The sequence below is a fragment of the Williamsia limnetica genome, from assembly GCF_003217475.1.
Taxonomy (GTDB): domain Bacteria; phylum Actinomycetota; class Actinomycetes; order Mycobacteriales; family Mycobacteriaceae; genus Williamsia; species Williamsia limnetica.
In genome coordinates, this window is record NZ_QJSP01000008.1 from 18,821 (window position 1) to 41,615 (window position 22,795).

The 22,795-nt window shown below is 63.4% G+C and carries 21 protein-coding genes; 12 read left to right on the forward strand and 9 right to left on the reverse strand.

Annotated features, from left to right (window positions below; genetic code table 11):
* Positions 1-2: 2 nt before the first annotated feature.
* Entirely contained in the window at positions 3-617 is a 615-nt protein-coding gene (locus tag DFR67_RS14155; RefSeq protein ID WP_245937946.1) for a TetR/AcrR family transcriptional regulator, read from the reverse strand.
* 143 nt (positions 618-760) lie between these two features.
* On the opposite strand from DFR67_RS14155, the gene DFR67_RS14160 reads away from it, so the two are divergent.
* The 6 genes from DFR67_RS14160 to DFR67_RS14185 all read left to right on the forward strand — a co-directional run bounded on the left by DFR67_RS14160 (position 761) and on the right by DFR67_RS14185 (position 7,457).
* Positions 761-2,239 (forward strand): MFS transporter, encoded by a 1,479-nt coding sequence (locus DFR67_RS14160; protein ID WP_110470161.1) that lies wholly within the window; start codon positions 761-763, stop codon positions 2,237-2,239.
* Positions 2,240-2,398: 159 nt separating this feature from the next.
* Complete coding sequence (locus DFR67_RS14165; RefSeq protein ID WP_170135225.1) at positions 2,399-3,667, forward strand: amidohydrolase family protein; 1,269 nt, start codon at positions 2,399-2,401, stop codon at positions 3,665-3,667.
* Positions 3,668-3,857: 190 nt separating this feature from the next.
* Positions 3,858-5,330, forward strand: coding sequence for an aldehyde dehydrogenase family protein (locus tag DFR67_RS14170; RefSeq protein WP_110470162.1), 1,473 nt, complete (start codon positions 3,858-3,860; stop codon positions 5,328-5,330).
* A gap of 68 nt (positions 5,331-5,398) precedes the next feature.
* Positions 5,399-6,169, forward strand: coding sequence for an SDR family NAD(P)-dependent oxidoreductase (locus tag DFR67_RS14175; protein WP_110470163.1), 771 nt, complete (start codon positions 5,399-5,401; stop codon positions 6,167-6,169).
* A gap of 14 nt (positions 6,170-6,183) precedes the next feature.
* Positions 6,184-6,639 carry a nitroreductase family deazaflavin-dependent oxidoreductase gene (locus DFR67_RS14180; protein WP_110470392.1) on the forward strand — a complete coding sequence of 152 codons (456 nt, stop codon included), beginning with the start codon at positions 6,184-6,186 and terminating at the stop codon, positions 6,637-6,639.
* An 83-nt stretch (positions 6,640-6,722) separates the two neighbouring features.
* Entirely contained in the window at positions 6,723-7,457 is a 735-nt protein-coding gene (locus DFR67_RS14185; RefSeq protein WP_110470164.1) for a TetR/AcrR family transcriptional regulator, read from the forward strand.
* Between the two features lie 28 nt (positions 7,458-7,485).
* Here DFR67_RS14185 and DFR67_RS14190 read toward each other — a convergent pair whose 3' ends face one another.
* Entirely contained in the window at positions 7,486-9,081 is a 1,596-nt protein-coding gene (locus DFR67_RS14190) for an AMP-binding protein (RefSeq protein ID WP_110470165.1), read from the reverse strand.
* 215 nt (positions 9,082-9,296) lie between these two features.
* On the opposite strand from DFR67_RS14190, the gene DFR67_RS14195 reads away from it, so the two are divergent.
* The 6 genes from DFR67_RS14195 to DFR67_RS14220 all read left to right on the forward strand — a co-directional run bounded on the left by DFR67_RS14195 (position 9,297) and on the right by DFR67_RS14220 (position 15,704).
* Positions 9,297-9,722: a cupin domain-containing protein gene (locus DFR67_RS14195; RefSeq protein ID WP_245937947.1), complete on the forward strand. Its 426-nt coding sequence runs from the start codon at positions 9,297-9,299 to the stop codon at positions 9,720-9,722.
* A 168-nt stretch (positions 9,723-9,890) separates the two neighbouring features.
* Positions 9,891-11,087 carry an amidohydrolase family protein gene (locus DFR67_RS14200; RefSeq protein ID WP_110470166.1) on the forward strand — a complete coding sequence of 399 codons (1,197 nt, stop codon included), beginning with the start codon at positions 9,891-9,893 and terminating at the stop codon, positions 11,085-11,087.
* Positions 11,088-11,130: 43 nt separating this feature from the next.
* Positions 11,131-12,357 carry a CaiB/BaiF CoA transferase family protein gene (locus tag DFR67_RS14205; protein ID WP_110470167.1) on the forward strand — a complete coding sequence of 409 codons (1,227 nt, stop codon included), beginning with the start codon at positions 11,131-11,133 and terminating at the stop codon, positions 12,355-12,357.
* A gap of 115 nt (positions 12,358-12,472) precedes the next feature.
* Entirely contained in the window at positions 12,473-14,041 is a 1,569-nt protein-coding gene (locus DFR67_RS14210; RefSeq protein ID WP_110470168.1) for an ABC transporter substrate-binding protein, read from the forward strand.
* Between the two features lie 89 nt (positions 14,042-14,130).
* The gene (locus DFR67_RS14215; protein WP_110470169.1) at positions 14,131-15,297 is read left to right on the forward strand and encodes a thiolase family protein; all 1,167 of its coding nucleotides are present in this window, start codon (positions 14,131-14,133) and stop codon (positions 15,295-15,297) included.
* Positions 15,294-15,704 (forward strand): Zn-ribbon domain-containing OB-fold protein, encoded by a 411-nt coding sequence (locus DFR67_RS14220; protein WP_158539964.1) that lies wholly within the window; start codon positions 15,294-15,296, stop codon positions 15,702-15,704. Before DFR67_RS14215 ends, DFR67_RS14220 begins: the two co-directional genes overlap by 4 nt.
* Before the next feature lie 31 nt (positions 15,705-15,735).
* Here the strand turns inward: DFR67_RS14220 and DFR67_RS14225 are convergent, their stop codons facing one another.
* From DFR67_RS14225 to DFR67_RS14255, 7 genes are all read right to left on the reverse strand, one after another.
* Entirely contained in the window at positions 15,736-16,383 is a 648-nt protein-coding gene (locus DFR67_RS14225) for a nitroreductase family protein (protein WP_110470171.1), read from the reverse strand.
* A gap of 48 nt (positions 16,384-16,431) precedes the next feature.
* Positions 16,432-17,388 (reverse strand): LLM class F420-dependent oxidoreductase, encoded by a 957-nt coding sequence (locus DFR67_RS14230; RefSeq protein ID WP_110470172.1) that lies wholly within the window; start codon positions 17,386-17,388, stop codon positions 16,432-16,434.
* 168 nt (positions 17,389-17,556) lie between these two features.
* Positions 17,557-18,156, reverse strand: coding sequence for a hypothetical protein (locus DFR67_RS14235; protein WP_425451286.1), 600 nt, complete (start codon positions 18,154-18,156; stop codon positions 17,557-17,559).
* Between the two features lie 106 nt (positions 18,157-18,262).
* Positions 18,263-19,543: an MlaD family protein gene (locus tag DFR67_RS14240; protein WP_110470173.1), complete on the reverse strand. Its 1,281-nt coding sequence runs from the start codon at positions 19,541-19,543 to the stop codon at positions 18,263-18,265.
* The gene (locus tag DFR67_RS14245; RefSeq protein WP_170135226.1) at positions 19,540-20,649 is read right to left on the reverse strand and encodes an MlaD family protein; all 1,110 of its coding nucleotides are present in this window, start codon (positions 20,647-20,649) and stop codon (positions 19,540-19,542) included. Before DFR67_RS14245 ends, DFR67_RS14240 begins: the two co-directional genes overlap by 4 nt.
* Entirely contained in the window at positions 20,646-21,755 is a 1,110-nt protein-coding gene (locus DFR67_RS14250) for an MCE family protein (RefSeq protein WP_110470174.1), read from the reverse strand. The genes DFR67_RS14245 and DFR67_RS14250 overlap by 4 nt, the downstream gene beginning before the upstream one ends.
* Positions 21,752-22,792 carry an MCE family protein gene (locus DFR67_RS14255; RefSeq protein WP_110470175.1) on the reverse strand — a complete coding sequence of 347 codons (1,041 nt, stop codon included), beginning with the start codon at positions 22,790-22,792 and terminating at the stop codon, positions 21,752-21,754. Before DFR67_RS14255 ends, DFR67_RS14250 begins: the two co-directional genes overlap by 4 nt.
* Positions 22,793-22,795: the final 3 nt, after the last annotated feature.

Sequence of the window (22,795 nt, forward strand, 5' to 3'; positions counted from 1 at the left end):
GCTCAGCGGGTGACCGGGGCGAGCCAGAGCCCGACCATGGCATCAACGAGATCAGTGGTGAAGTCTGTCCAGTCGCCCGGTTCCTCGGTCGACTCAGCGATGGCTCGCTCCTTCTCGGCGCACATGTGTGTCATCAGTTGACGGACCATGTCAGCGCGCATCTTTCGGACGTCGACGGGCAGATCGGGCAAACACCTCGCGAGTTCGACCAGCGTCTTCTGCAGCGATGGGGACACCATGGCCTCGGTGTAGACGATCGACCTCAGGCTCGGATCGGTGATCAACTGCGCGCTGAACCGTGCGAACCAAGTCGGAGTCGGCGAAGCAGCGAGGTGGTCCGTGGTCGCCTGCACCAGGCAGGTGACCCAGTCGCGGATCTCCGTCGAGCCTTCGGTCGCCGCCACCAGTTCGCAACGATGGCGTTCGATTTCGGCAGAGTGTTTGTTGACGATCGCTCGCACGAGATCGGCCTTCGTACCGAAGTGGTATCCCACCGCGGCGTTGTTGCCCTGTCCGGCCGCCTCGCTCACCTGACGATTCGAGACCGCATAGACGCCATGCTCGGCGAACAGTTGCTCGGCCACGACCAGCAATCGATCGCGTGTGGAGGTGGTCACCGCATCCGATTTCATCCGGCTCGCCTCGTCATGTGTGAGAGATCTTGGTCACCGATCGACCATACCCTTTGACTAATTCAAACGACTGACTTAATTTGGTTGTAGAACCTATCTAGATCCGATTCCAGTCCGATGGAGATTTCATGTCGACTTCTGCGCCTGAGGCCACGGCCGTGGCCAAACCCCCGGCGACCGGCGCCGTGGTCGCGGTGCTGGCTTTCGCCGGCATCGTCGTCTCATTGATGCAGACACTGGTGATCCCGATCATCCCGCATCTTCCCGAGTACCTGAATGCCCCGGCATCCGACACCGCATGGGCAATCACGGCCACCCTGCTGGCTGCTTCGGTCGCAGTGCCCACCATGGGTCGACTCGGTGACATGTTCGGCAAACGGCGGATGTTGCTCATCAGCATTGTCCTGCTCGTGGCGGGCTCGCTGGTTGCCGCTCTCAGCTCGAGCCTGATCCCCATGGTGGTCGGACGAGCTCTGCAGGGCCTCGCCGCCGGACTCATCCCCCTCGGGATCAGCGTCATGCGCGACGTCCTTCCGCCCCAGAAGCTTGCCGGCGCCGTGGCGATGATGAGCGCGTCGCTCGGTGTCGGTGGTGCACTCGGACTGCCGATCGCTGCTTTAATCGCCGAGTACGCCGATTGGCACGTCCTGTTCTGGGCATCGGCCGCCCTCGGCGTCGTCGCCGGCGCACTCATCGTGAAGATCGTGCCCGAATCGCCTGTCCGCACCGGCGGCTCGTTCGACTTCGTCGGCGCGATCTCACTCTCCACCGCGCTGGTCGCACTGTTGCTGGCCGTATCCAAAGGGTCGGACTGGGGTTGGACCAGCGGACAGACTCTGAGCCTGCTCGCCATCGCCCTGGTCGCGTTCCTCGCCTGGGGATGGTGGGAACTCCGTGTCACCCGGCCACTGGTCGACCTCCGGATCGCAGTTCGCCGCCAGGTCCTGTTCACCAACCTCGCGTCGATCGTGTTCGGTTTCGCCATGTTCGCCGCGACCATGGTCTTCCCCCAGGTCGTCCAGCTCCCCGAGAGCACCGGATTCGGGCTCGGTGGATCGATGTTGATGTCCGGCCTCGTGATGGCGCCGTTCGGCGTGGTGATGATGCTCATCGCTCCCGTCTCATCCAAGATCACCAACGCGTACGGACCCAAGATCACGCTGATGCTCGGTGCCGTCATCGTCGCGACCGGGTACGGGATCGGAACATTCTCACTGCACTCGATCTGGCAACTGATCATGATCGCGATCATCATCGGGACCGGAACCGGCATGGCCTATGGCGCGATACCCGCGCTCATCATGGCGGCGGTGCCTCCTACCGAGACCGGTGCGGCGAACAGCTTCAACACGCTCATGCGATCACTCGGAACATCCTTCGCGAGCGCCATCGCCGGGGTCATCCTCGCGCAGATGACGATCACGATCGGTGCGACGAGCGTTCCGTCGGAGAACGCATTTCGGGTGATCATGGCTTTGGCGGCCGGGTCTGCGATCGCCGCACTGATCCTGACCGCCTTCCTGCCCAAGTTCCGGGCGCCCGATTCCGGTCGTGATGCCGTCCTCGGCGCCGCTCTCAAGGAACCGGTCGCAGCGCGAGCCGAGTAATCGCGATCGCCCCATGTCGATTCGCCCCCGCCCCGCAAAGGGCGGGGGCGATCTGCGTTTCGCAACGACTTCGGATGCACTCAATCCAGCAAAAGAGCGGTACTCTTCTGATAAGAGAGTAACGTTCTCAGTAGCCCTGCCCCGCTTGAGAGGACCTTCATGAACATTGACGACATGGTCATGGTCAGCATCGACGATCACGTGGTCGAACCGGCCGACATCTTCGAAAAACACTTCCCGAAAAGTCTCATGGACCAGGCCCCGAAGCTGACGGCCAACCCACGCAACCCCAACGTCCAGGCCTGGCTCTTCCAAGACCAGGTCGTCGGTAGCTCCGGCCTCAATGCTGTCGTGTCATGGCCCAAGAAGGAGTGGGGCATGGATCCGACGGGCTACGCAGAAATGCGGCCCGGCGTCTACGACATGGGCATGCGCGTGCGCGACATGGATGCCAACGGCACCCTGGCGGCGACCTTGTTCGCTACCTTTCCCGGCTTCGCAGGCACCCATCTGGCCAGCCTGCCGGACAAGAAACTGTCGCTCGCGGCGTGCAAGGCCTTCAACGACTGGGTTGTCGGCGAAGTCCCGGAAACCTATCCGGGACGTTTCGTTCCCCTGGGCATCATTCCGTTCTTCGACCAGGCCGAGTCGGTCAAGGAGATCCATCGGCTCGCCGCGATGGGATGCCGGTCCATCAGCATTCCCGAGACGCCCTACGGCTCAGGCTTCCCCGACTTCAAGTCCGGCTACTGGGACCCGATGTTCGAGGCCTGCGCCGAACACAACATCGTCCAGAGCCTCCACATCGGTGGCGGCTTCAGCCTGATCAAACGACCCGAGGGCTTCAACCTCGACGACATGATGGTTCTGACGCCACTGATCTCTACGATCGCCGCCAACGACGTGCTTCTCAGCGGCGTCTTCCAGAAGTTCCCCGACCTCAAGTTCGCAATGAGCGAAGGCGGAGTCGGCTGGGTGGCGCCGTGGCTCGATCGCGTCGAACGCCACATCGACAACCAGTCCGAGTGGCTGGGCTCGAGCTTCCTGCCCGCAGGCATGACAGCAACAGACGTGTGGCGCAAGAACTTCTTGGCGTGTTACATCACCGAACCGAGCGGCCTGAGCAATCGCGACAGACTCGGAATCGACACCATCGCGTGGGAATGCGACTACCCGCACTCCGATTCCACTTGGCCTCGCTCGCCGGAGATGCTGAAGGAAGAACTCGACGCGGCGCAATGCACCGACGAGGAAATCGACAAGATCACCTTCGCCAACGTCGCCAGGTTCTTCGACTGGGATCCGTTCAAGCACATTGCCCGCGAAGATGCGACGGTCGGCGCGCTCCGAGCCCGAGCCGGCGACGTAGACACCAAAGAAACCTCCAAGGAGGAATACCGGCGACGGTACGAACTCGCGAACTCTTAATACCCGGCTCGCACAACAGAACCCACAGGCGCACCACGCGCCTGTGGGTTTTGTCGTCTCGGGTGGGCGGCAGCGCCCGTTGCGGATGTGAACTTCGTTCTATATTGTACGAGAGTGTGATTCTCGTAACAACGGGATCGATAGTCCATACATCCGGAACTGCGCTCGACTGTCCCGCCTAAGGAGTCCTGTGACCACGATCATCAACACACGATCGCCATACATCGACGGCAAATCCGTAGTCGGCGAGGGCAAGTCGCTACCTGTGATCAACCCCGCGACAGAGAACGTGATCACCGAAGTCGAGACCACGTCCGTCCGGCAAGTCGAAACGGCGATCCTTGCGGCCCGGCGCGCCTTCGACATAGGCGACTGGGCGTGGGCCGATCGCCGGGACCGAGTACGCATGATCCTCGGGATGCTCGACTATTTCGAGGAACACCGCGACGAACTGGCCCAGACCATCCAGCAGGAGGCAGGCGCCACGACTCGTATGCTCGGGTCTGCGCAGCTGGATCACGCAATCGCGCAGATGCGCCAGACGGTCGATCTGTACCTGACATTGCCCGATGAGGAGTACAGCCCACGCCCGCTCGACGTGGCCATCGCTGCAAATACCGTGGGGCTCAGCGTCATGACGTACGAACCGGTAGGTGTCGTCTCGTGCATCTCTGCATACAACTGCCCGTTCTGGATCAACGCGTGGAAGGCGATCCCCGCACTGCTCACCGGGAACACCGTGGTGCTGCGTCCGAGTCCTTTCACACCGTTGTCGGCGTTGGTCTTCGGGGATGCCGCCGAGGCGGCGGGCCTCCCTGCGGGTGTGCTCAATGTGGTTCTCGAGGCGGGCTACGAAGGCTCTGCCTTGATGACGACTCACCCGGCGGTGGACCAGATCAGCTTCACCGGCTCGACGGCCGTCGGCAAGTCGATCATGCGGCAGGCGGCTGACACCGCCAAGCGGGTGATGCTCGAGCTGGGTGGCAAGTCGGTGCAGCTGTATCTGCCCGATGGCGTCGACAAGGCCCCGATGGGCTTCCCGGTTGTATTCGCCAATCACTCCGGCCAGGCCTGTGTGGCAGCGACCCGAATGCTCGTTCCACACGACCGCAAGGACGAAGTACTCGACAAGGGCGCGGCCATTGCCGCCCGGTTGACCATCGGCGATCCCGCCGACGCCTCCACCCTGATGGGGCCGCTCATCTCGGCCGCTCAGCGCGATCGATGCGAATCCTACGTGCAACGTTCGGTCGCTGCCGGCGGACGGGTGGTGACCGGAGGCAAGCGCCCACCCGGCCACGACAGGGGCTACTACTTCGAGCCCACCATCCTCGACGTCCCTGACAACTCCAATCCTGCTGCGCAGGAGGAAATCTTCGGCCCCGTGGTCACGGTCATCGGCTACGACACGGTGGACGAGGCAATCGCCATCGCGAACGACTCCCCCTACGGCCTGTCCGGGCAGGTCTACAGCCCGGATCTTGTTGCGGCGACGGCAGTTGCGCGCCGAATCAGGGCCGGCGCGGTCAATGTCAACGGGCTCGGTGCGAGCGCCTACGCCTCATCCGGCGGCTACAAGGAGAGCGGGCTCGGGCGTGAACGCGGCGTCGACGGACTGCGCGCGTACCAGGAGATCAAACATCTGAGCGTCAACAACTGGTGAGCGGTCGGCAACTGCTGATTTGCACAGACACTGACCGACCTTCGCCATCATCACAGGAGAATTCGACAATGCAGCTCGAAGGCAAGACGATCATCATCACCGGGGCGGGTTCAGGAGTCGGTCGCGCATCGGCCATCCTGTTCGCCGAAGAGGGCGGCAACGTCGTATGCGCCGACGTCAACGACGAGTGGGCCAAAGAGACCGTCAGGTTGGTCGAGCAGAACGGCGGGAACTCGATTGCCGTGCACTGCGACGTGACCTCCGAGGCCGACGTGACCGCGGCCATCGACGCCACCGTGGCGGAGTACGGCCGCTTGGACGTGATGTACAACAACGCCGGCGTGGCGACTCCCCGGCCCGGCCTGCGATTCGAAGACCACACGGTCGAGGACTTCGATCGGTTGATGTCCATCAATCTCAAGGGCGTATTCCTGGGGACCAAGTACGCTGTCCTGCAGTTCAAGAAGCAGAGCACGCCGGGATCGATCGTCAACACGGCATCTGTCGCGGGCATCGTCGGGTGGGGTGGGACCGTGTACGGCGCCACCAAAGGTGGGGTCATTCAACTCACCCGGGCAGTCGCCGTCGAAGCCGCGCCGTTCGACATCCGGGTGAACGCGGTCTGCCCCGCCGGCATGCCGACCACCAACTTCATGGACATCCCCACCGACACGGCCACCCAGGCGGTGGCATTCGAAAAGGTTGCGCAACAGCACCCACTCGGCCGGAACATCACTCCCGAGGACGTCGCGGCGGCGGCATTGTTCTTCGCCTCGGACACCGCCCGCAACGTGACCGGGGTGGTCCTTCCGGTCGACGGCGGATACGTAGCACGATGACACGAGGAGCCGACATGTCCACAGACAACAGCGACAAGCAGTACCAGCCACAGAACCTGACCCTCCGCAATGCCGAACACGCCGAGCGCTACCGGGCCACAGACGGAGCAGAAGGACACATCTGGAACGGTGCGACCTGCCTGCTGCTGACCACCACCGGACGCAAGAGCGGCCAACCCCGGGAAACGCCACTCATCTACGCGCAAGACGGGGATGACCTCGTCGTGATCGCTTCCAAGGGGGGTGCACCCAAGGCACCCAACTGGTACGAGAACTTGGTCGTGAACCCAGAGGTCACGGTTCAGATACTGGCCGAGCGCTTCTCGGCACAGGCACACGAAGTGGACGGCGAGGAGTACACCCGCCTCTGGGATCTGGCTGCGGCTTCATGGCCGAACTACAACGTGTATGCACAACGGACCGACCGGAAGATTCCCGTTGTCGTATTGCGTCGTACGCCCGCGTCGTGACCAGGCCTTCCAGGGTGACCTGTCGAGTCACACACGATCGACGGTTTAAGGTCAGGGGACACAACGAGTAGGGGTGGTCGAGCGTGGTAGACGCTTCCGGCAAGCAAGCGCAGTCGATCTGGGAGTCGCGGGCGCTCGATCGTTCAGCGGTACGAGCACAGGACAAGACTGCGGCTCGCCAACTGTTGACCGCACGCGAGATCATCGGCGCGGGGAGAAGGCTGTTCGCAGAGTCCAGCAGCTTCCAGTTCACGATGAAGCAGGTCAGCGTACAGGCCGGCGTCGCCTTGCAGACCGTCTACCGACACTTCGAGACGAAGGATCTGCTCGTGCTGGCGATCCTCGAAGAGGAGATCCGCTCGTCCGTCGCGAAGATCGAAACCGACGTCGCCAAGATCGCGGACCCGCTGGAGAAAGTTCACTCTGTGATCACGGGGCCGGCGTCGAGGCAGCGAACGAAGCAACAGAACTTGATGGGCGCAGCGATAGTCCGGGAACACCTGCGCCTGCAGGTCGACCATCCGGCTGACGTGGCATTGGTGACCGCGCCCTACTTCGTGCTGATGGAAGACATCCTGCGCACCGCCGCCGATGCCGGGGCACTTCAGATCGTCGACCCGAAGCGCGATGCCCAGATCATCCAACACCTCGTCATGTCCTTCTATCACCAGTTCGCGCTCGGCGTGGTCTCCGGAGATCCTGCCCAGGAGACCGCCTACCTCTGGGAGTTCTGTCGTGCCGCCCTCGACCGCGGCACCACGGCGGCCGAGGCCGTCCGCCCTCGTCGCCGGTCGGCTTCGAAGAAGCAACCGACCTGAGGGGTGCGGCGGGCGGGCCCGACAGCACTCAGCCGGGGACCGTCTCGGACTCGGTGGCTGTGCCCACCGTGGCTCGTAGCGTCGGAATGCTCTGACGCACAGCATACTTCTGGACCTTGCCGCTTGCCGTGCGTGGAAGCTCGTCGACCACGAACAGCTCTTCCGGCCACTTCTGGCGGGCCATACCGGCATTTTCGAAATGCACCCGGACCTCATCGAGGGTCGGTGGGACATGATCCGGTCTCACGCGCATCACAGCAGCGGCGTGCTCGCCCAGCCTGACATCTGAGGCCGCAACCACCACGGCCTCGGAGATGGCCGGCATCGACAACAGGACGTCCTCGACCTCCACTGCGCTGATGTTCTCTCCGCCACGGATGATCAGGTCCGACTTGCGGTCGGTGATCGTCAGATACCCGTCCTCGTCCAGGACACCGACGTCACCGGTTCGATACCAGCCGTCAGAGTCGAATGCGTTCTCGGTCAACGCTTCGTCGGTGTAGCCGATACACAGGTCCGGCCCGCGGCTGAAGATCTCACCGTCCTCGCCCAGCCGGATCTCGACACCGAGTCGGGGCATGCCATCGGTGTACAGCCGCTTGTCTTGCGGCGCCGAGTTCAGCGAACCGGTGATCGACGGATGTTCGGTACTGCCGTATGACCGCGTCACGCAGATACCGAGATCGGCGAGATGCCGGGCCACCGTACCCGGGACCGCCGAACCGCCGAGCCCCATGTATTTGAGAAAATTCAGATGGTCATCTCTGAACGTGTCCTGGTCGAGAAGGCTCGTCACGAAGTAGGGAGGACCACCGCCGATCGCCACCCCGTGACTGTCGATCAGCTCTAGTACGCGACCCGGGTCCCACTGATCGAGTAGATCGACCGAGACGCCTTCGAGGATCGGGGTGAGCAGCGCACTCACCATCCCGATGAAATGTCCCACAGGCAGCGCCGTCAGTTGAGCGCCGCGGTCGGCCGGATAATTGGCCAGCAGTTGCCGGGTTTCGAACCCGAGGGTTTGGTGGCTGTGGACCACGCCTTTGGGATCACGGGTTGTTCCCGACGTGAAGGCGATGACCGCGGGGGCGGCCGGGTCGACCGCGAGCGTTCCCTGCATCGGTTCGTCGGCGAGCAGCTCGTCGAAACCCGCTTCGTGCTCGCCGTTCTCGCCGACCACGCCCACAATCGGCACATCGGCACTCACCTCGGGCTTGTAGGTCATTCGACCGAAGCGCGCGGCAGTGATGTACACCTTCGGCTTGGTGGTCGCCAGAACGAACGACAGCTCCTTGGGCCCATAGAAATGCACCATCGGCACCACCACGGCCCCGAGGAACGACGACGCCCAGAAGGTGGCTGCGGCTTCCATCCAGTTGGGAAGTTGCATCACCACAACATCTCCGGGACCTACGCCCCGTTCCTGCAATCCGGCGGCCAGCCTGCGCGCGACCACTTCGACGTCACCGAACGTACCCACATAAGGACGCACCGCCGAATGCACCCGGAACGTTACATCGGGGTGTTCGTGCAGACCCTCCGCGACCATCTTGCCGAGGGAGTCGGGAGTCCACCAACCCATGCGTTCGTAGTGCTGCGTGAGCTCGACGGGCATATTTCGCATCTGGCTTCGATCCTCCTGGAAAGTTCACTGGCGCAAAGGGGGGAGCGCTCAGGGGCCTTCTCCGACGCCGGCGTCGACGGTCTTGCCTGCATCATCGGCAAAGTGACGAGAATTACACTCTCAGTCTGACAGAATCGTACTCTAGCGAGCGCGAGAACCCGAGTATTCCCCCGGGCGCACTTCCAACCCCCACCCCTCGACCCCAAGGACATCCGATGCCCCACGCCACACCAGCAGAACTTCCCAACGGCGGCGGGGGGCGTTGGCCCGCGGCCAACGACCACTTCCGGTCAGTTCAGTGGGGAGACCTCGAGGTCGGCTACACCACCACCGCAGGCCCGGTGGACACCACTGAATTGAATCGGGTGGGCGGGCTACCGGGCGGCGTGTGCCCTTGCCCCCACTATGGCTACGTCTTCGAAGGCTCCATCACCGCCGTGTATCCGAACACGGGCAAGCCGGATGAAGTGATCTCGGCGGGCGAGGTCTACTTCATCCCCGCCGGACACGTCCTCAAGTACGACCGGCAGACCAACCACCTGGAGTTCAACCCGGCGTTCGCACTACAGCAGTGCATGGATGCCATGCAGCGCACCGCCGATCTGGCGGCACGGGCTGCCGCCGGCAGTGTCGAGAACTGACGATCACTCTCGCCCTTCCATTGCGCATGTGATCGTCGTTCTATATTGTACGAGAGTGTGATTCTCGTAACAACGGGATCGCAAGTCCAGGACCGGTCGCCGCCCAACCGGCCGGCACTCCGCAGCCCCTGCCCCGCAGGCTGTTCCTCGTAAACGAAGGAGACGACAGTGACTTCATCCACCTCGCCCGACCTGAACTGGTTGATCTCAGTAGACGATCACATCCTCGAGCCACCGCACGTCTGGCAAGACCGCATCGCCTCCAAGGACCGCGACCGCGCGCCCAAGCTCGTCCGCGACGGCGACAAAGAGACCTGGGTTTACGAGAACCGCGTCGTCCCGACGAGCGGACTATCCGCCGTCGTCGGAAAGTCTCGCGAAGAGTTCAGTCCCGAGGCCATCACGTACGCCGACATGCACCCAGGCTGCTACGACCCCAAGGTCCGTCTCGAACACATGAATGAGGCCGGCATCCTCGCCTCGCTCGGATTTCCCTCCTTTCCTCGGTTCTGCGGTCAGATCTTCTACGAAGCCCAGGACAAAGATCTCGCGCTGAGGTGCCTGCAGGCCTACAACGATTGGATCTTCGAGGAGTGGTGTGCCACGGACCCAGGCCGCTTCATCCCATTGGTCATCATGCCTCTGTGGGATACCGACCTCGCTGTCAAGGAAATCGAGCGCACGGCCGCCCTCGGAGCGCGCTCGGTGGCCTTCTCCGAGAACCCCGAACCGCTGGGGCTTCCCACCATCAACGACCCCAGCCGCTACTGGGATCCGGTCATGCAGGCTGCCGCCGACAATGATCTGGTCATTTCCATGCACGTCGGATCGTCTTCACGCCTACCCACCATCGCAAGCGATGCCCCCTTCATGGCCAACCTCACCTGGGGTGCCACTCGCACTGCGGGAACGATGCTGCAGTGGTTGTTCTCCGACTACTTCGCCAAGTACCCCAAGCTGAAAATCGCTCTCTCCGAGGGCAATATCGGCTGGATCCCGTACTTCCTCGAACGCGCGGAGCAGGTGTACGAGAAGCAGCGCTTCTGGGCCGCCAAGGGCGTCAAGTACGAAGGCCACGCCGCCACCGAGGTTCCGATGGACCTCGACATCCGGCAGCGCTTCAAGGACCACGTCTACGGCTGCTTCATCCACGACGAGGCCGGCATCGCCAACATCGACCTCATCGGCGAAGACAACATCATGTTCGAAACCGATTACCCGCACTCCGACAGCACGTGGCCGGACTCCATCAACGTCGCCCGCAAACAGATCCAGCACCTCCCCGAGGCCACCCAATACAAGCTTCTCCGCGGCAACGCCGAGAAACTGTATCGATTCGAACCCACGGTGCCCATCCTCAAATAGTCACCGCACCAAGATAATCGGATTGCCAGCGAAGGAGATTTGGGTGGATGCGACGGTGGGAACCAACGTCTTCGACGGCGTGAAGGTGGTGGAACTGGCCCAATGGGTGTTCGTGCCCGTGGCCGGCGCCCTGTTGTCCGACTGGGGAGCAGACGTCGTCAAGGTCGAGTCACCGACGGCAGGCGACCCCTATCGAGGCCTTGTCGAACAAGGTGTCACCACCGGGGCCGAGCGCGTCAATTACTCGATCGAGCTCGCGAATCGAGGTAAGCGCAGCATCGGCCTGGACCTGAAGAATCCGGAAGGTCGGGAGATTTTCTACAGGCTGATCCGAGAAGCCGATGTCTTCCTCACCAACTTCCGCGCATCTGCCCTCGATCGGCTGGGGCTGAGCGTAGAAGAGCTGCGAAAGCACAACCCGCAGTTGATCTATGCACGCGGCCACGGCTTCGGCGTTCGCGGCCCTGACAAAGACGTGCCCGCCTATGACAACACCGCATTCTGGTCAAGGGGCGGGATGGCGCATGTACTGACCCCCGAGGGCTCGGACTATCCACTCTCGCCTCGCGGCGCTTTCGGCGACCGCCAGGCGGCGATGAACCTGGCCTTCGGGGTGTCAGGCGCACTCTTCCGGCGCGAACGGACAGGCGAACCCTCGGTGGTGGACGTGTCCCTGTTGTCCAGTGCCATGTGGACTCTCGGATCCGACATGTTGAGCGCACTGCAAGGCCAAGTGCCCCGCGCCCGCTCGACACGCGGCCAGAGTCCGAATCCGCTCGGCAATGTCTTCCGAACACAGGACGGCCGTCACATCACACTGGCCCTCCTCCAGCCCGATCGCTATTGGGCCCAGCTGTGCGAGGTGCTCGGGAGACCGGAGCTGTTCGACGACAGCCGCTTCGCAACGCTCAAGAGCCGGGCCGAGCACCGGGTCGACTGCCTCAAGGTACTCGACGAGACTTTCGCGGGTCGCACGTACGCCGACTGGGTGTCTCGCTTCTCGAGCTCAGATATGCCCTGGGCTCCGGTCCAGTCGGTCGAAGAGGTCTTGACAGATCCTCAGGTGGTCGCAAACGGGTACCTCTCCACCGTCGCGTCCGAGGACGGGGCCGAGTTGACCTTTCCCAACGGACCCGTGCAGTTCGACGAGGGCCCACCCGCCCTGCGCCGCGCCCCGGAACATGGTGCGCACACCGAAAACGTCCTCCTCGAGCTCGGCTTCGACTGGGGCGAGATCAGCGAATTGAAAGACCACGGCGCAATCATCTGAACAGCTCCCCTGCTCGCGGTGTCCCCTCGCCGTACTCTCTGCCGCCGAGTTCCGCCCGCTCCGTACCACCCTTCACCCTCCATCAGCCCGCGCTTGACTTTCCGAGAGGTCGACGATGATTCGACAACGACGTCTACTCACCGCCACACTGGCCATGTTGTGTTCTGCAGCAATGCTTGTGACCGCATGCAGTTCATCTCCCAACCAGGCAGGATCGTCCGAAGACGAGGGCGCACCGGTTCCCGGCGGCACCGTGAACGCCATACAGGTCAGCGAACCGCGGACACTTGATCCCGCGACAATGGGGAACGTGTGGGCCACCCAGGCCATGCTGGGTAACGCGCTGTACGGCACGCTGATGATCAACAACCCCGAAACACTGGCGGTCGAATACAAGATGGCCGAGGATTTCTCGAGCACCGACGGCGGCGCCACGTACACGATGAAGCTGCGTCCGGGCCTCGAGTTCACCGATGGCACGCCGCTGGATGCCGAAGCCGTCAAATTCAATTGGGACCGGGCCAAAGACCCGAAACTGGGATCAGGTGCCAGCAAGGTCAGTCCTCAGATCGCCCAGACCACTGTCGTCGATCCGACTACGTTGACGGTCGCGATGGTGGCTCCCAATTCGCACTTCGACCAGGCAGTGATCACCAGTGCGTTGAACTGGATCGCCTCACCGACCGCGTTGCAGAAGAGCCGCGCAGAGTTCGATGCCGCACCGGTCGGGGCAGGTCCGTTCACGCTGTCGGAATGGAGCCGGCAGAATCAAATCGTCCTGAACAAGAACCCCGGCTACTGGGACGCGCCGAAGCCCTACGTCGATTCGATCTCGTTCCGGTTTGTTCCCGACACCGCTCAGCGTTTCAATGCCGTTGTGAGCGGCGCCGCCGACATCAGCGCGGAATCGAACCCGAAAAGCCTTGAAGACGCCGCCGCCCAGAACCTGAAGACCGACCTCGTCGAAACCGGTGGTGGCCAGTACTTGGCCATGAACACCCGCCGCGCTCCGTTCGATGACCCGCGGGCCCGTCAGGCGGTCTCACTTGCACTCGACCTCGATGCGCTCAACACCATCGTCTACAGCGGCGCAGGCGATGTGCCCAACACGCTGTTCCCCGAGGTGTCCCCGTTCTACAGCGACATCGCGCTCCGGGAGACCAACAAAGCGGAGGCGCAAGCCTTGTTCGACGAGTTGGCCGCCGAAGGCAAGCCGGTCAATTTCGACTTCACCAGTTTCTCGAGCACAGAGAACAAGATGGCCGCCGAAGGCGTTCAATCTCAACTCAGTGCGTTCAACAACGTCGAAGTCGGCGTCAAGAACGTCGACTCCACCGCAATCCAATCCGTGGTCGGTCAGCGCGACTTCCAGATGGTGGTCACCTCGGCGAACATCATCGACCCCGACACCGAACTCTGGGTGAGCTTCCATTCGAAGTCGTCGGGCAACATGACCGGGATCAGCGACCCCCAACTCGATGCCGCGCTCGACGCCGGACGCGTCGGCGCGACGGTCGAAGAGCGCAAGGCGGCCTACGACACGGTGCAGGAGCGGCTCGCCGAAGTCGTCCCCGGCGTCTTCTACATCCGGTCCACTCCGTCGGTGATGGCTGCCGCGAAGACCAAGGGGGTCGATCTGTACGGCCTCGGTTCCCCGCTGCCAGAGGAGCTGTGGGTCAACTAGTTCGATCTGGTCGGTGCGGGCCCGCCTCTGGTGGGCCTTCACCGCGTGATCAGGTAGAGACGAATCGGTTTCCCACGAGAGGACAGACGGTGACCCCACAGTTGAATGTTGCAATCGCCGGCATGGGCTTGACCGATCAGGGACGGCACACGGGGTCCTCGGGTCGCGAGCTCCGCAGACAGGCACTCGATCTCGCTCTCGCCGATGCCGGACTGACACGGCCGGACATAGATGGTTACATCCTGATCGGGGCTTCGTTCGAAGATCTTCGGTATCTCGGCCTGTCCCCTGCGTTTGCATACTCGCTCATGACCGGCGGCGCGTCGCCGACCGCTAGCGTGCTGGTGGCGGCAGGCGCGATCGCCACCGGACAGGCCACCACCATCGCCTGCGTCTACGGGGAGGCCTATTCGTCCGCGCCGCCTAAACTGTTGCCGCACACGACAGGTGGCACTGAGCGCGACATCAGGTCGTACAGCTACGGATACCCGTACCTGTACGGCATGGTCGGGCCTGCATCGACGTACGCGCTCGCGGCGCGTCGGCACATGGAGCTGTACGGGACCACATCAGAAGACCTCGGACGAGTGGCCGTGGTCGAACGCGACTACGCCTGCGTCCGGCCGGGTACACAGGGGTACGGTCAACCGATCACCCTGACCGACCACCAGGAATCCCGCATGATCGTGGATCCTCTCCGGCTACTCGACTGTTCGCGGCCGACCGACGGTGGCGCCGCAATCATCGTCACCTCCGACGAACGCGCCGCCGACCTCACCGACCACCCCGTGAGCGTACTCGGGGGCGGTACCTCACATGCGATCGAGACATGGTGGAAAGAGACGATGTTCGAATCGATGAATGTAGACCGTGCGGCCCGGACCGCACTGGGGCAGGCACAGTTGTCCATCGACGACATCGACGTGGCCCAGCTGTACGCTCCCTTCACGATTGCCGTTCTGATGCAGCTGGAGGAATACGGATTCTGCGCGCCGGGCGAGGGTGGCTCCTTCGTCGCCGAAGGCCACACCGGGCCGACCGGTTCGATACCCACGAACACCGGCGGTGGGCAACTATCGGGTTTCTACGCCACGGGGTTCACCCCACTGAGTGAAGGGATTCTCCAGATGCGCGGTCAGGCCCCGAGTAGTCAGATCCCCGATGCCCGAACGTGTCTCGTCAGCGGTTCGGGCGGGAACGGCGGCATTCAGGGGTCCTGGTCACACGCCACCCTGGTCCTCGGAGCCGACCGGTGAGCGCCGGCCGCCCCCTACCTGGCGATGTCGTCGACGACGCCATCGATCAACCCTTCTGGGATGCATGCAAAGACGGCGTTCTTCTGGTCTACCGCTGCAATACCTGTGGCACGTCGTACTGGCCCGCAGGCTCATGCACCACGCACGGGATGTCCGACGCCGGCTGGGTCCCTGCGACCGGAACCGGCCGTCTTCATACCTGGACCGTGGTGCACCAGAAGTACAGCCGCTCCTTCACCGATGACGTGAAGATCGTCGCAGTGGTCAAGCTCGACGAGGGGCCGTTCTTTCATACCAATCTCATCGAGGTGGCCACCACGGACCTCAGAGCCGGCCTACCCGTGGAAGTCGTGTTCCACACCGGGGACGACGATGTGGTGCTGCCGGTGTTCAGAGTGTCGACCTGACGGAGCCGACCCGGTTTTCGAATCTACTGCCTCACCCGGTCGTCAATCGATCGGCCGGTGTATCCCAATGATCCAGTGCAACAAAGTCCGAGAGCGGTCGCCGCCGCACGGGACCATGGCTTCCCCTTGGCCAACCCACGACCACGTGGCCGGCGAGCACCCAATCCGATGGCATACCGACGGCCTCGCGGAGCAGGGCCTCGCCCTCGTACGATGCCCAGCTGGTCAGACACGCTCCGAGACCCTGCGCGCGGGCGGCCAACAGAAAGTTCTGCATGGCCGGAAAGATCGAGCCGCCGAGCAACAGCTCCGAGGCGGTCTCGAACCGCTGTTGGGCAAACAACACTGACGTGAACTCACCTGCGCGGTCATGCAGTTCGTATGTGGCCCGATTGTTTCGGGCTCGGCGGCTGTCATCGTCGGCGGCCGGGCGCGACATCCCGTAGACCGGTTCGATCACATCGAGGGCGTGCGCCGCAGCTTTCCCGACAACTGCCCGGAGTTCCGGCGACCGGAGCACAACAAATTTCCAGGCCTGCGCGTTGGCCCCCGAGGGCGCCCATGTCGCCGCGCGCAGACACTTGGTCAGGGTCGCATCGTCCACGGGTTCGTCGGTGAACCGCCGAATGGTCCTGGCGGTCGACATCGTCTCCCAGACATCCGTCGTCGAATCACTCATGCCGACCTCGCCCTCCCTGCCGTCGTGGACAGCCGCACCCGGATGTGGTCATCGCATGTCGGCGACGAGACCTGCGATGACCTCTCGCGTGCGGTACTTCGACGCGACCAGTTCGTCCCGGTTGTCGCCGATCGGCAGCAATCGCATCGACAGGTCGGTGACGCCGGCATCGGCGAACCGCTGGAAGCGCTTCATGATCGCTTCTTCGTCACCGACTGCACACAGATCGCCAACATCCGTGGCGTCGCCGTACCCGAGCAGACGCTGGTAGTTGGGCGAGATCTCGGCTTCGCCCAGAATGCGGTTCGCGCGTTCACGAGCCACGTCCACCTGGGAGGGAGCACACAGGCACACCGGGATCCCCGCGACGATTCGTGGAGCCTTCCGCCCAGCGTTGTCAGCGGCCTTGGTGATGCGCGGGACGACGTGATCAGAGACTGCCCGCTCGTCGGCCATCCACAAGATCGTGCCGTCGGTACGCTCACCGGCGAGATCGAGCATGACGGGTCCGAGAGCGGCGACCAGGATCGGCAACGGCGCGATCGGGCCGAGCTCGAGTGGATTGTGCACGGTGAAGGTCGTGTTCTCGACGTCGATCGGCCCAGGGGCCTGCTGGGCGGCATCGAGTACGTCGAGGTAGTCGCGGGTGAAGCGTGCCGGCTTTTCGTAGGGCAGCCCCAGCATGTCCTTGACGATCCAGTGATGCGAAGGTCCGACGCCCAGCGCGAGGCGACCCCCGGTGGCGGCATGCGCCGACAGGGCCTGCCTCGCCAGCGCGATCGGGTGCTGCGCCTGCAGAGGAACCACAGCGGTGCCGATCTCGATCCGGCTCGTCCGCGTCCCCATCAGCGCCACTGTGATCAGCGCGTCGAAATCGGTCGGGACCTGGGGAATCCACGCCGTGTCGAGCCCAGCATCCTCAGCCCACACGATGTCGTCGAGCATCCGGCCGATCTTCTTGGCCGAGTCTCCCCGCTCGGGGCCGATCATTACTCCGACGCGCATGAATCCTCCAGAAGTGTCATTGCGATAATGATACTTCCGTAAAACGAGAATGCCAATACCGCCGCTGGCGGCCCTTCCACCAGCGGGCGTCCTTGCAGCAGCGTCGGGTGATCAAGAAGGTGCCATCTGAGCCTCCCGGCGGCCAATGTAGACGTGGGGGTCTGCGGGCTAGGGCAGGTCGACCTTGGCCGCGAGCCAGCGACCGTCGATCTTCTCCATGGTCATCACCACACGACTGCGGTCGACGCGTGGATCGGGAGTGGCTGTGTTGGTGACGGTTTGGTCGACGAACAGCAGTACCTCGACCTTCGATGGGCTCGCCGATTTGATACCCGAATCGATGACCGTTCCCTGGGCGGTGGCTTTGTTGTCGACCAGCAATTGACGAAGCTGCCCGCTCGACTGGGAATACATGTCCTTGAACTCGCCGGTGGCCCCGCCGAGAACGTCGGCGAAGTTCTGGTCCAAATTGTCCGAGCTGACGCTGGTCAGGGCAACAGCGTAAGCGCGCGCCGCTTGTTCCGCTTGGTCAGCGGCGTCATCGATGGAGTTCTGCTGCTGCAACTTCCAGCCCATCACCGCAGCACAGACGATAGCGGCCACAGCGACGAGGGCCAGGAGCAGCACTGCCCCTCGGCGGGCTCTGGTCCCGGTCCACCAGCGCGTGGAAGGCGGATCCTCGACCACCGTTTCCTCGACAGGAGCTGCCTCGGTATCCGGTGTCGAGATGTCCCGTTCTTCTCCGACCTCAGGCACGTCGTCGCCCATCAGCGTCCATCGTTCTTCGGGCGTCACAGTTGCGGTTCCGCTGCTCTTGCTCACTGTTTTCTCCTCTGCGTCGAGCCGGATGGTGACTTTCGATCGAGTTCGATGCTCATGGCTGCCCCGGCAGCACCGGACCGGCGTAGGGCAAGGGGATCGATTCGGGGCCGATCGGCGTCGGGGACGCCTGGGCCAGTGGATCGACACCGGGCGGGGGTCCTGCACTGGTGTCTCCCGGCGGACGTGGCGCGTTGGCAGCTCCGCGAACGAGGTTCGCAGGATCGTCGTCCTCGCAGTAGGTGTAGAGGTAGGGCTCGGAGAAGTCGGCGAGCCACCCGGGCCTGCGGGGCAGATCGTAGTTGCACGACTTGCGCGGGTAGATGTTCACCGATGCCCAGATCCCGCCGTCCCGCATGATACTCGCGATGGCATCGAGCGTCGATCCGTCGCGATACTGCGGGAAGAAGAACTCTTGCAGGGCAGGAACTCTCAGGTATGTCATCTGGGCAACCGTGGTGAGGTTGCCCAGCAGCTGCACCATGGTGGGCGAGTTGTCCGCGATCATGGTGTCCATCGCCGCCAGCGTCGCCGGGGTCTGGTCGATGAAGGTGCGGAATCCACCGTCCATGGAAGCCACTCCATCGAGTGTGCCCGACAGGTTCTGGGAGGTGCGTTGCAGGCCGGGACTCATCTCGCTCAGTGTGCCCAGCACCACCTTGCTGCTGCTGAGCAAGCTGACTGTTTGCGGCAGCACGGAATCGAGTGTGGAGATGAGGAACGTACCGCCGGTGATGATCGATTCCAGTTTGTCCGGTCCCTCGGGTCCGACGCCGAGTTCGCGTGTGATGGTCTCGACCTTCTTCGGGTCGATCTGAGCCAGCATCCCGTCGAGATCGCCGAGCAGGTTGGCCAGCGGCACCGGTGTCGAGGTCTGGTCCGCCGGGACCTCGGAGCCGTCGGTGAGGTAGGGCCCGGTGTCCGCCGTCGGCCGGAAGTCGAGGTATTGCTCACCGGCCGGCGACAAGCCGGCCACCCGCACCTCACCCGCAGTGGGGATCCGGGTATCGGCGTCGATGGTTGCGACCGCCACCACACCCTCGTCCGAGAGTTCGACGGCTTTCACCTGACCGATCGGCACCCCACGCAGGGTGACGTCCTGATTCGGGAGCAGCCCTCCGGACAACGCGAGGTTGACCCGGACGGTCATGGCCTGCGCGGTCGGATTCACCTGGAAGACGCCGAACACGAGATAGATGAGTCCGAGGACGAAGGTGAGGGCTAGCGCCACGACCGACAGCAGCAGACGATGGTCGATCAATCTGCGGACGACGTTCACCAGTCCACGTGCCGGCGACTCCAGCGGCCCGGTTGCATATGCCGACATCTGGGTCATCGGCGTGGTCCCGCGACTTTGGCCCCGAGCCTCTGGAGTGTGCTCGTGAGGGTCCCGACGAAGTTCGCGCCGTCGGTGCCCAGGTCAGGTATACGACTTCCCGGGTCAGCAGTGTGCGTCGGGTCTGCGATGGCTCCGATCGCGAAGTCCTCGAGGTCTGCATCGACGTGCGACCCGGATGAGTTGGTGATCTTGATGACCGGGGCCAGCAGCCGATTCACCGCATCCAGGTCGGCATTCGGATTCAACGCGGCCGCATTCAATTCCGCGGCGATCGTGTTGATGTCGGCGATCAGTCCACCGGCAGCGGTGCCCGCGATGGACGGGAATTTCGCTAGTTGGCTGCTCACCGAGGCCAACTGGTTGACGATTCCGAGAATCTGATCGGTGTTGGCCGACAACACACTCATGGCCGGCCCGGCAGCGGCGATTGCATCTTTGATGGTGCCCTGGCCGGCGGTCAGCGTGGAGACCAGTCGGTTGGTCTCGTTCAGGGTGCTCCTGATCTCGCCCGTTCGGGCGGAGAGTTTGCTGACCAGACTGGTCGACTGTTCGATCAGGCCGGCCAGTTCACCGCCCTTGTCACCGACCGCCTCACCGAGACCATTGATGACCTTGGTGATGTTGCGGATGACGCCGCCGTTGACGAGGAGTGACGATGTGGTCAAGACCTCTTCGATCGTCGCCGCGGCCGATGTCTGATCCAGTTCGATGCCGTCGCCACCCACGAGCACCGGACCGTCCGGCGCGGCGTCGAGCGGGGGTTGCATGGCGACGAAGATGTCACCGAGCGGTGTCGCGGAACGTAATTCGGCCCGGGTACCGACGGGCAGGGTTACATTCTCCGAAATCCTCAAGGTGACGATCGCCGAGTAGTCACGGACGGTCATACCCTCGACCGATCCGACGTCGGCGCCCGCGAGCTTGACCTTGGCCTGTTTCGGCAGGTTCAGCGCGTTCTCGAAGGTGGCATACACCGTGTAAGAGTCGCTTCCGACATTGCGCTTCGGCAGCGGGACCGATTCGAGCTCTACCGAGCACGCGGTCGTCGTCATGGCCAGGGCCAGCATCGCGCCGACGGCAGCGGCCGCTGTCCGGCGTGTCATTTCGCCATCCCCGCCATGCCCTCGAGCATGTCCGTGATCCCGAAGTCCGGACCGAAGTCGGACAGAGTTCCGGTCGCACAGCCGAGTTGACGCAATCCGAGCACGTTGCACACTTCCTTGAGGAGCTGACCGTCGAAGAACACCTTGTCGAGCTGCGCATGCACCCGCGCCACCCGGTTCTCCTGATCCACTGCAGCGTAGGCATTGTCGAGGAGCAGCGGGGTCACGTCCAGGAACTCGGCCAGTTCGCGGCGATAGTCCGCCAGGGTCTTGACGAGGATGTCCGAGTCGGTGACCGTGGAGTTGAGGCTGCCCTGGTTGGTACGCAACAGGTCCTCGGCCTGAAGGAGGATCTCGTTGATCTGGGCGCCGGTATCTCCGGAGCCAAGGTCTTGATCGGCAAGAATCGCACTCAACTGACCGACCGCAGAACCGAAGTCGCGGATCTGTCCATCGTTGCGCGCGGCGGCCTCGGTCAGTACGGACAGGTTGTCGACGATCGTCGTGATCGCATCCCTCGTCTCCGCGCCACCGTCAGCGCCCAGGCGCAGCGCCTTCGCCAGCTCGCCCAATGCCGCACGCATGTCCTCGCCGTTGCCATCGGTGATCGCCGAGCCGACGTCGAGCAATTGCGCCACGGGCCCCGCACCCTCACCATCGCCCTCGAGTTCGAGGGCGAGGTCATCGGCCATCGCCAGCAACCGGTCGAACTCGACCGGCGTCTTGGTCCGGTCCAGCCCGATGAGATCGTTGTTTCTCAGCACCGGCCCACCGGTGTACGCCGGCGACAACTCGATATGCCGGTCGGTGAGGATCGACGTCGAGACAGTGACCGCGTCGACACCTGCCGGGATCGTCACGCCGCCATCAATTCTCATCACCACCTCCACGTAGGTGCCCTTCGGAGAGATCGTCTCGACCGCCCCCACCGGCATCCCGAGCACCGACACCGCGTTCCCCTCGTACAGGCCGACCCCGTTGTCGAACCGCGCAGTCACCCGTATTGCACTCTCCGAGGCGGCTGCGGCACGAACACTGCCGAAGCAGACTGCGGCGATGAGCACGACCAGGACGGCCACCTTCGCAACTGTCTTGCTCACCCTCATTTGCAGTCCTTCAGATACTCGGGAAGATTCAGCTGGTTCGCCCGGCCGCTGACGGCACACATCCAGGAGTCGAGGAACGGTCCGGACTGCGCGGAGAAGTCGACCTCGTTCCCGGTACCGCTGGCGTTGGCGAAGTTTCGGACCGGAACCGGCAAAATCTGCAAAGTGTTCCTCAGCAGGTCGTCGTTTCGTGCCAGACTTGCCAGCATCCCGTTCAGGTTGGTCAGCAGCGCGTCGATCTGGGCCCGATTGTCGACGACGATCGTCTGCAGCTGATCGACGAGGTTAGTGGTTGCCTGGAACAGTTGGTTGATCACCGCCCGACGCGAATTGATCTCCTGCAGCACCTGCGCGCCCTGCGCGATCAGGGAACCCAGGTTGGCCTGTTGCCCCCGCACCACGTCCGTCAGCTGTTTGGTGCTGGTGAGCAACGTACCGATCTGGGATCGGCGGTCGGCCATGATGGTTGCGAGGCTCTGGACGTTCGTCAGGACCTGGGGTATCACTTCCGGCGTACCCTCGAGCTGGTCGGACAACGTTGTCATCGTCTCGCCGATGTCCTTGAAGTCCACTTGTTCGAACGTCGTGGTCGCGTTGTTGATCAATTGCTGTAGGTCGTACGGCACGCTGGTGTGTGACAGTCCGATCCTGTTGTCCGGCAGCGTGCCTCCTCCGCCCGGCTTGAGGTCCACGTACCGTGAGCCGAGCAGCGTGGTCAGTTGGATGGACGCCCTGGTCTCGGTACCGAGACGAACGTCGTCGTTGATCTCGAGCGTGACCACCACGTGATCACCTGCCAGTCGTGTCGCCTTCACCGTGCCCACCGGCACCCCGGCGACAGTCACCGAGTCGCCCGAGCTGACGCCCGCTGCCTGGGCGAACTCGGCCTGGTAGGACGTTTTACCGATTCCGGCGCCGGCGAACTGCAACAGCGCGACCAGCAGGAGCGCGATCACCGTGACGGTGATGATCCCAAGCGTCAGGGTGCTGTGCTTTTCGATGGGCCTGCGCGCCACCTGGCCGGCGCTGGCGGTCATCCG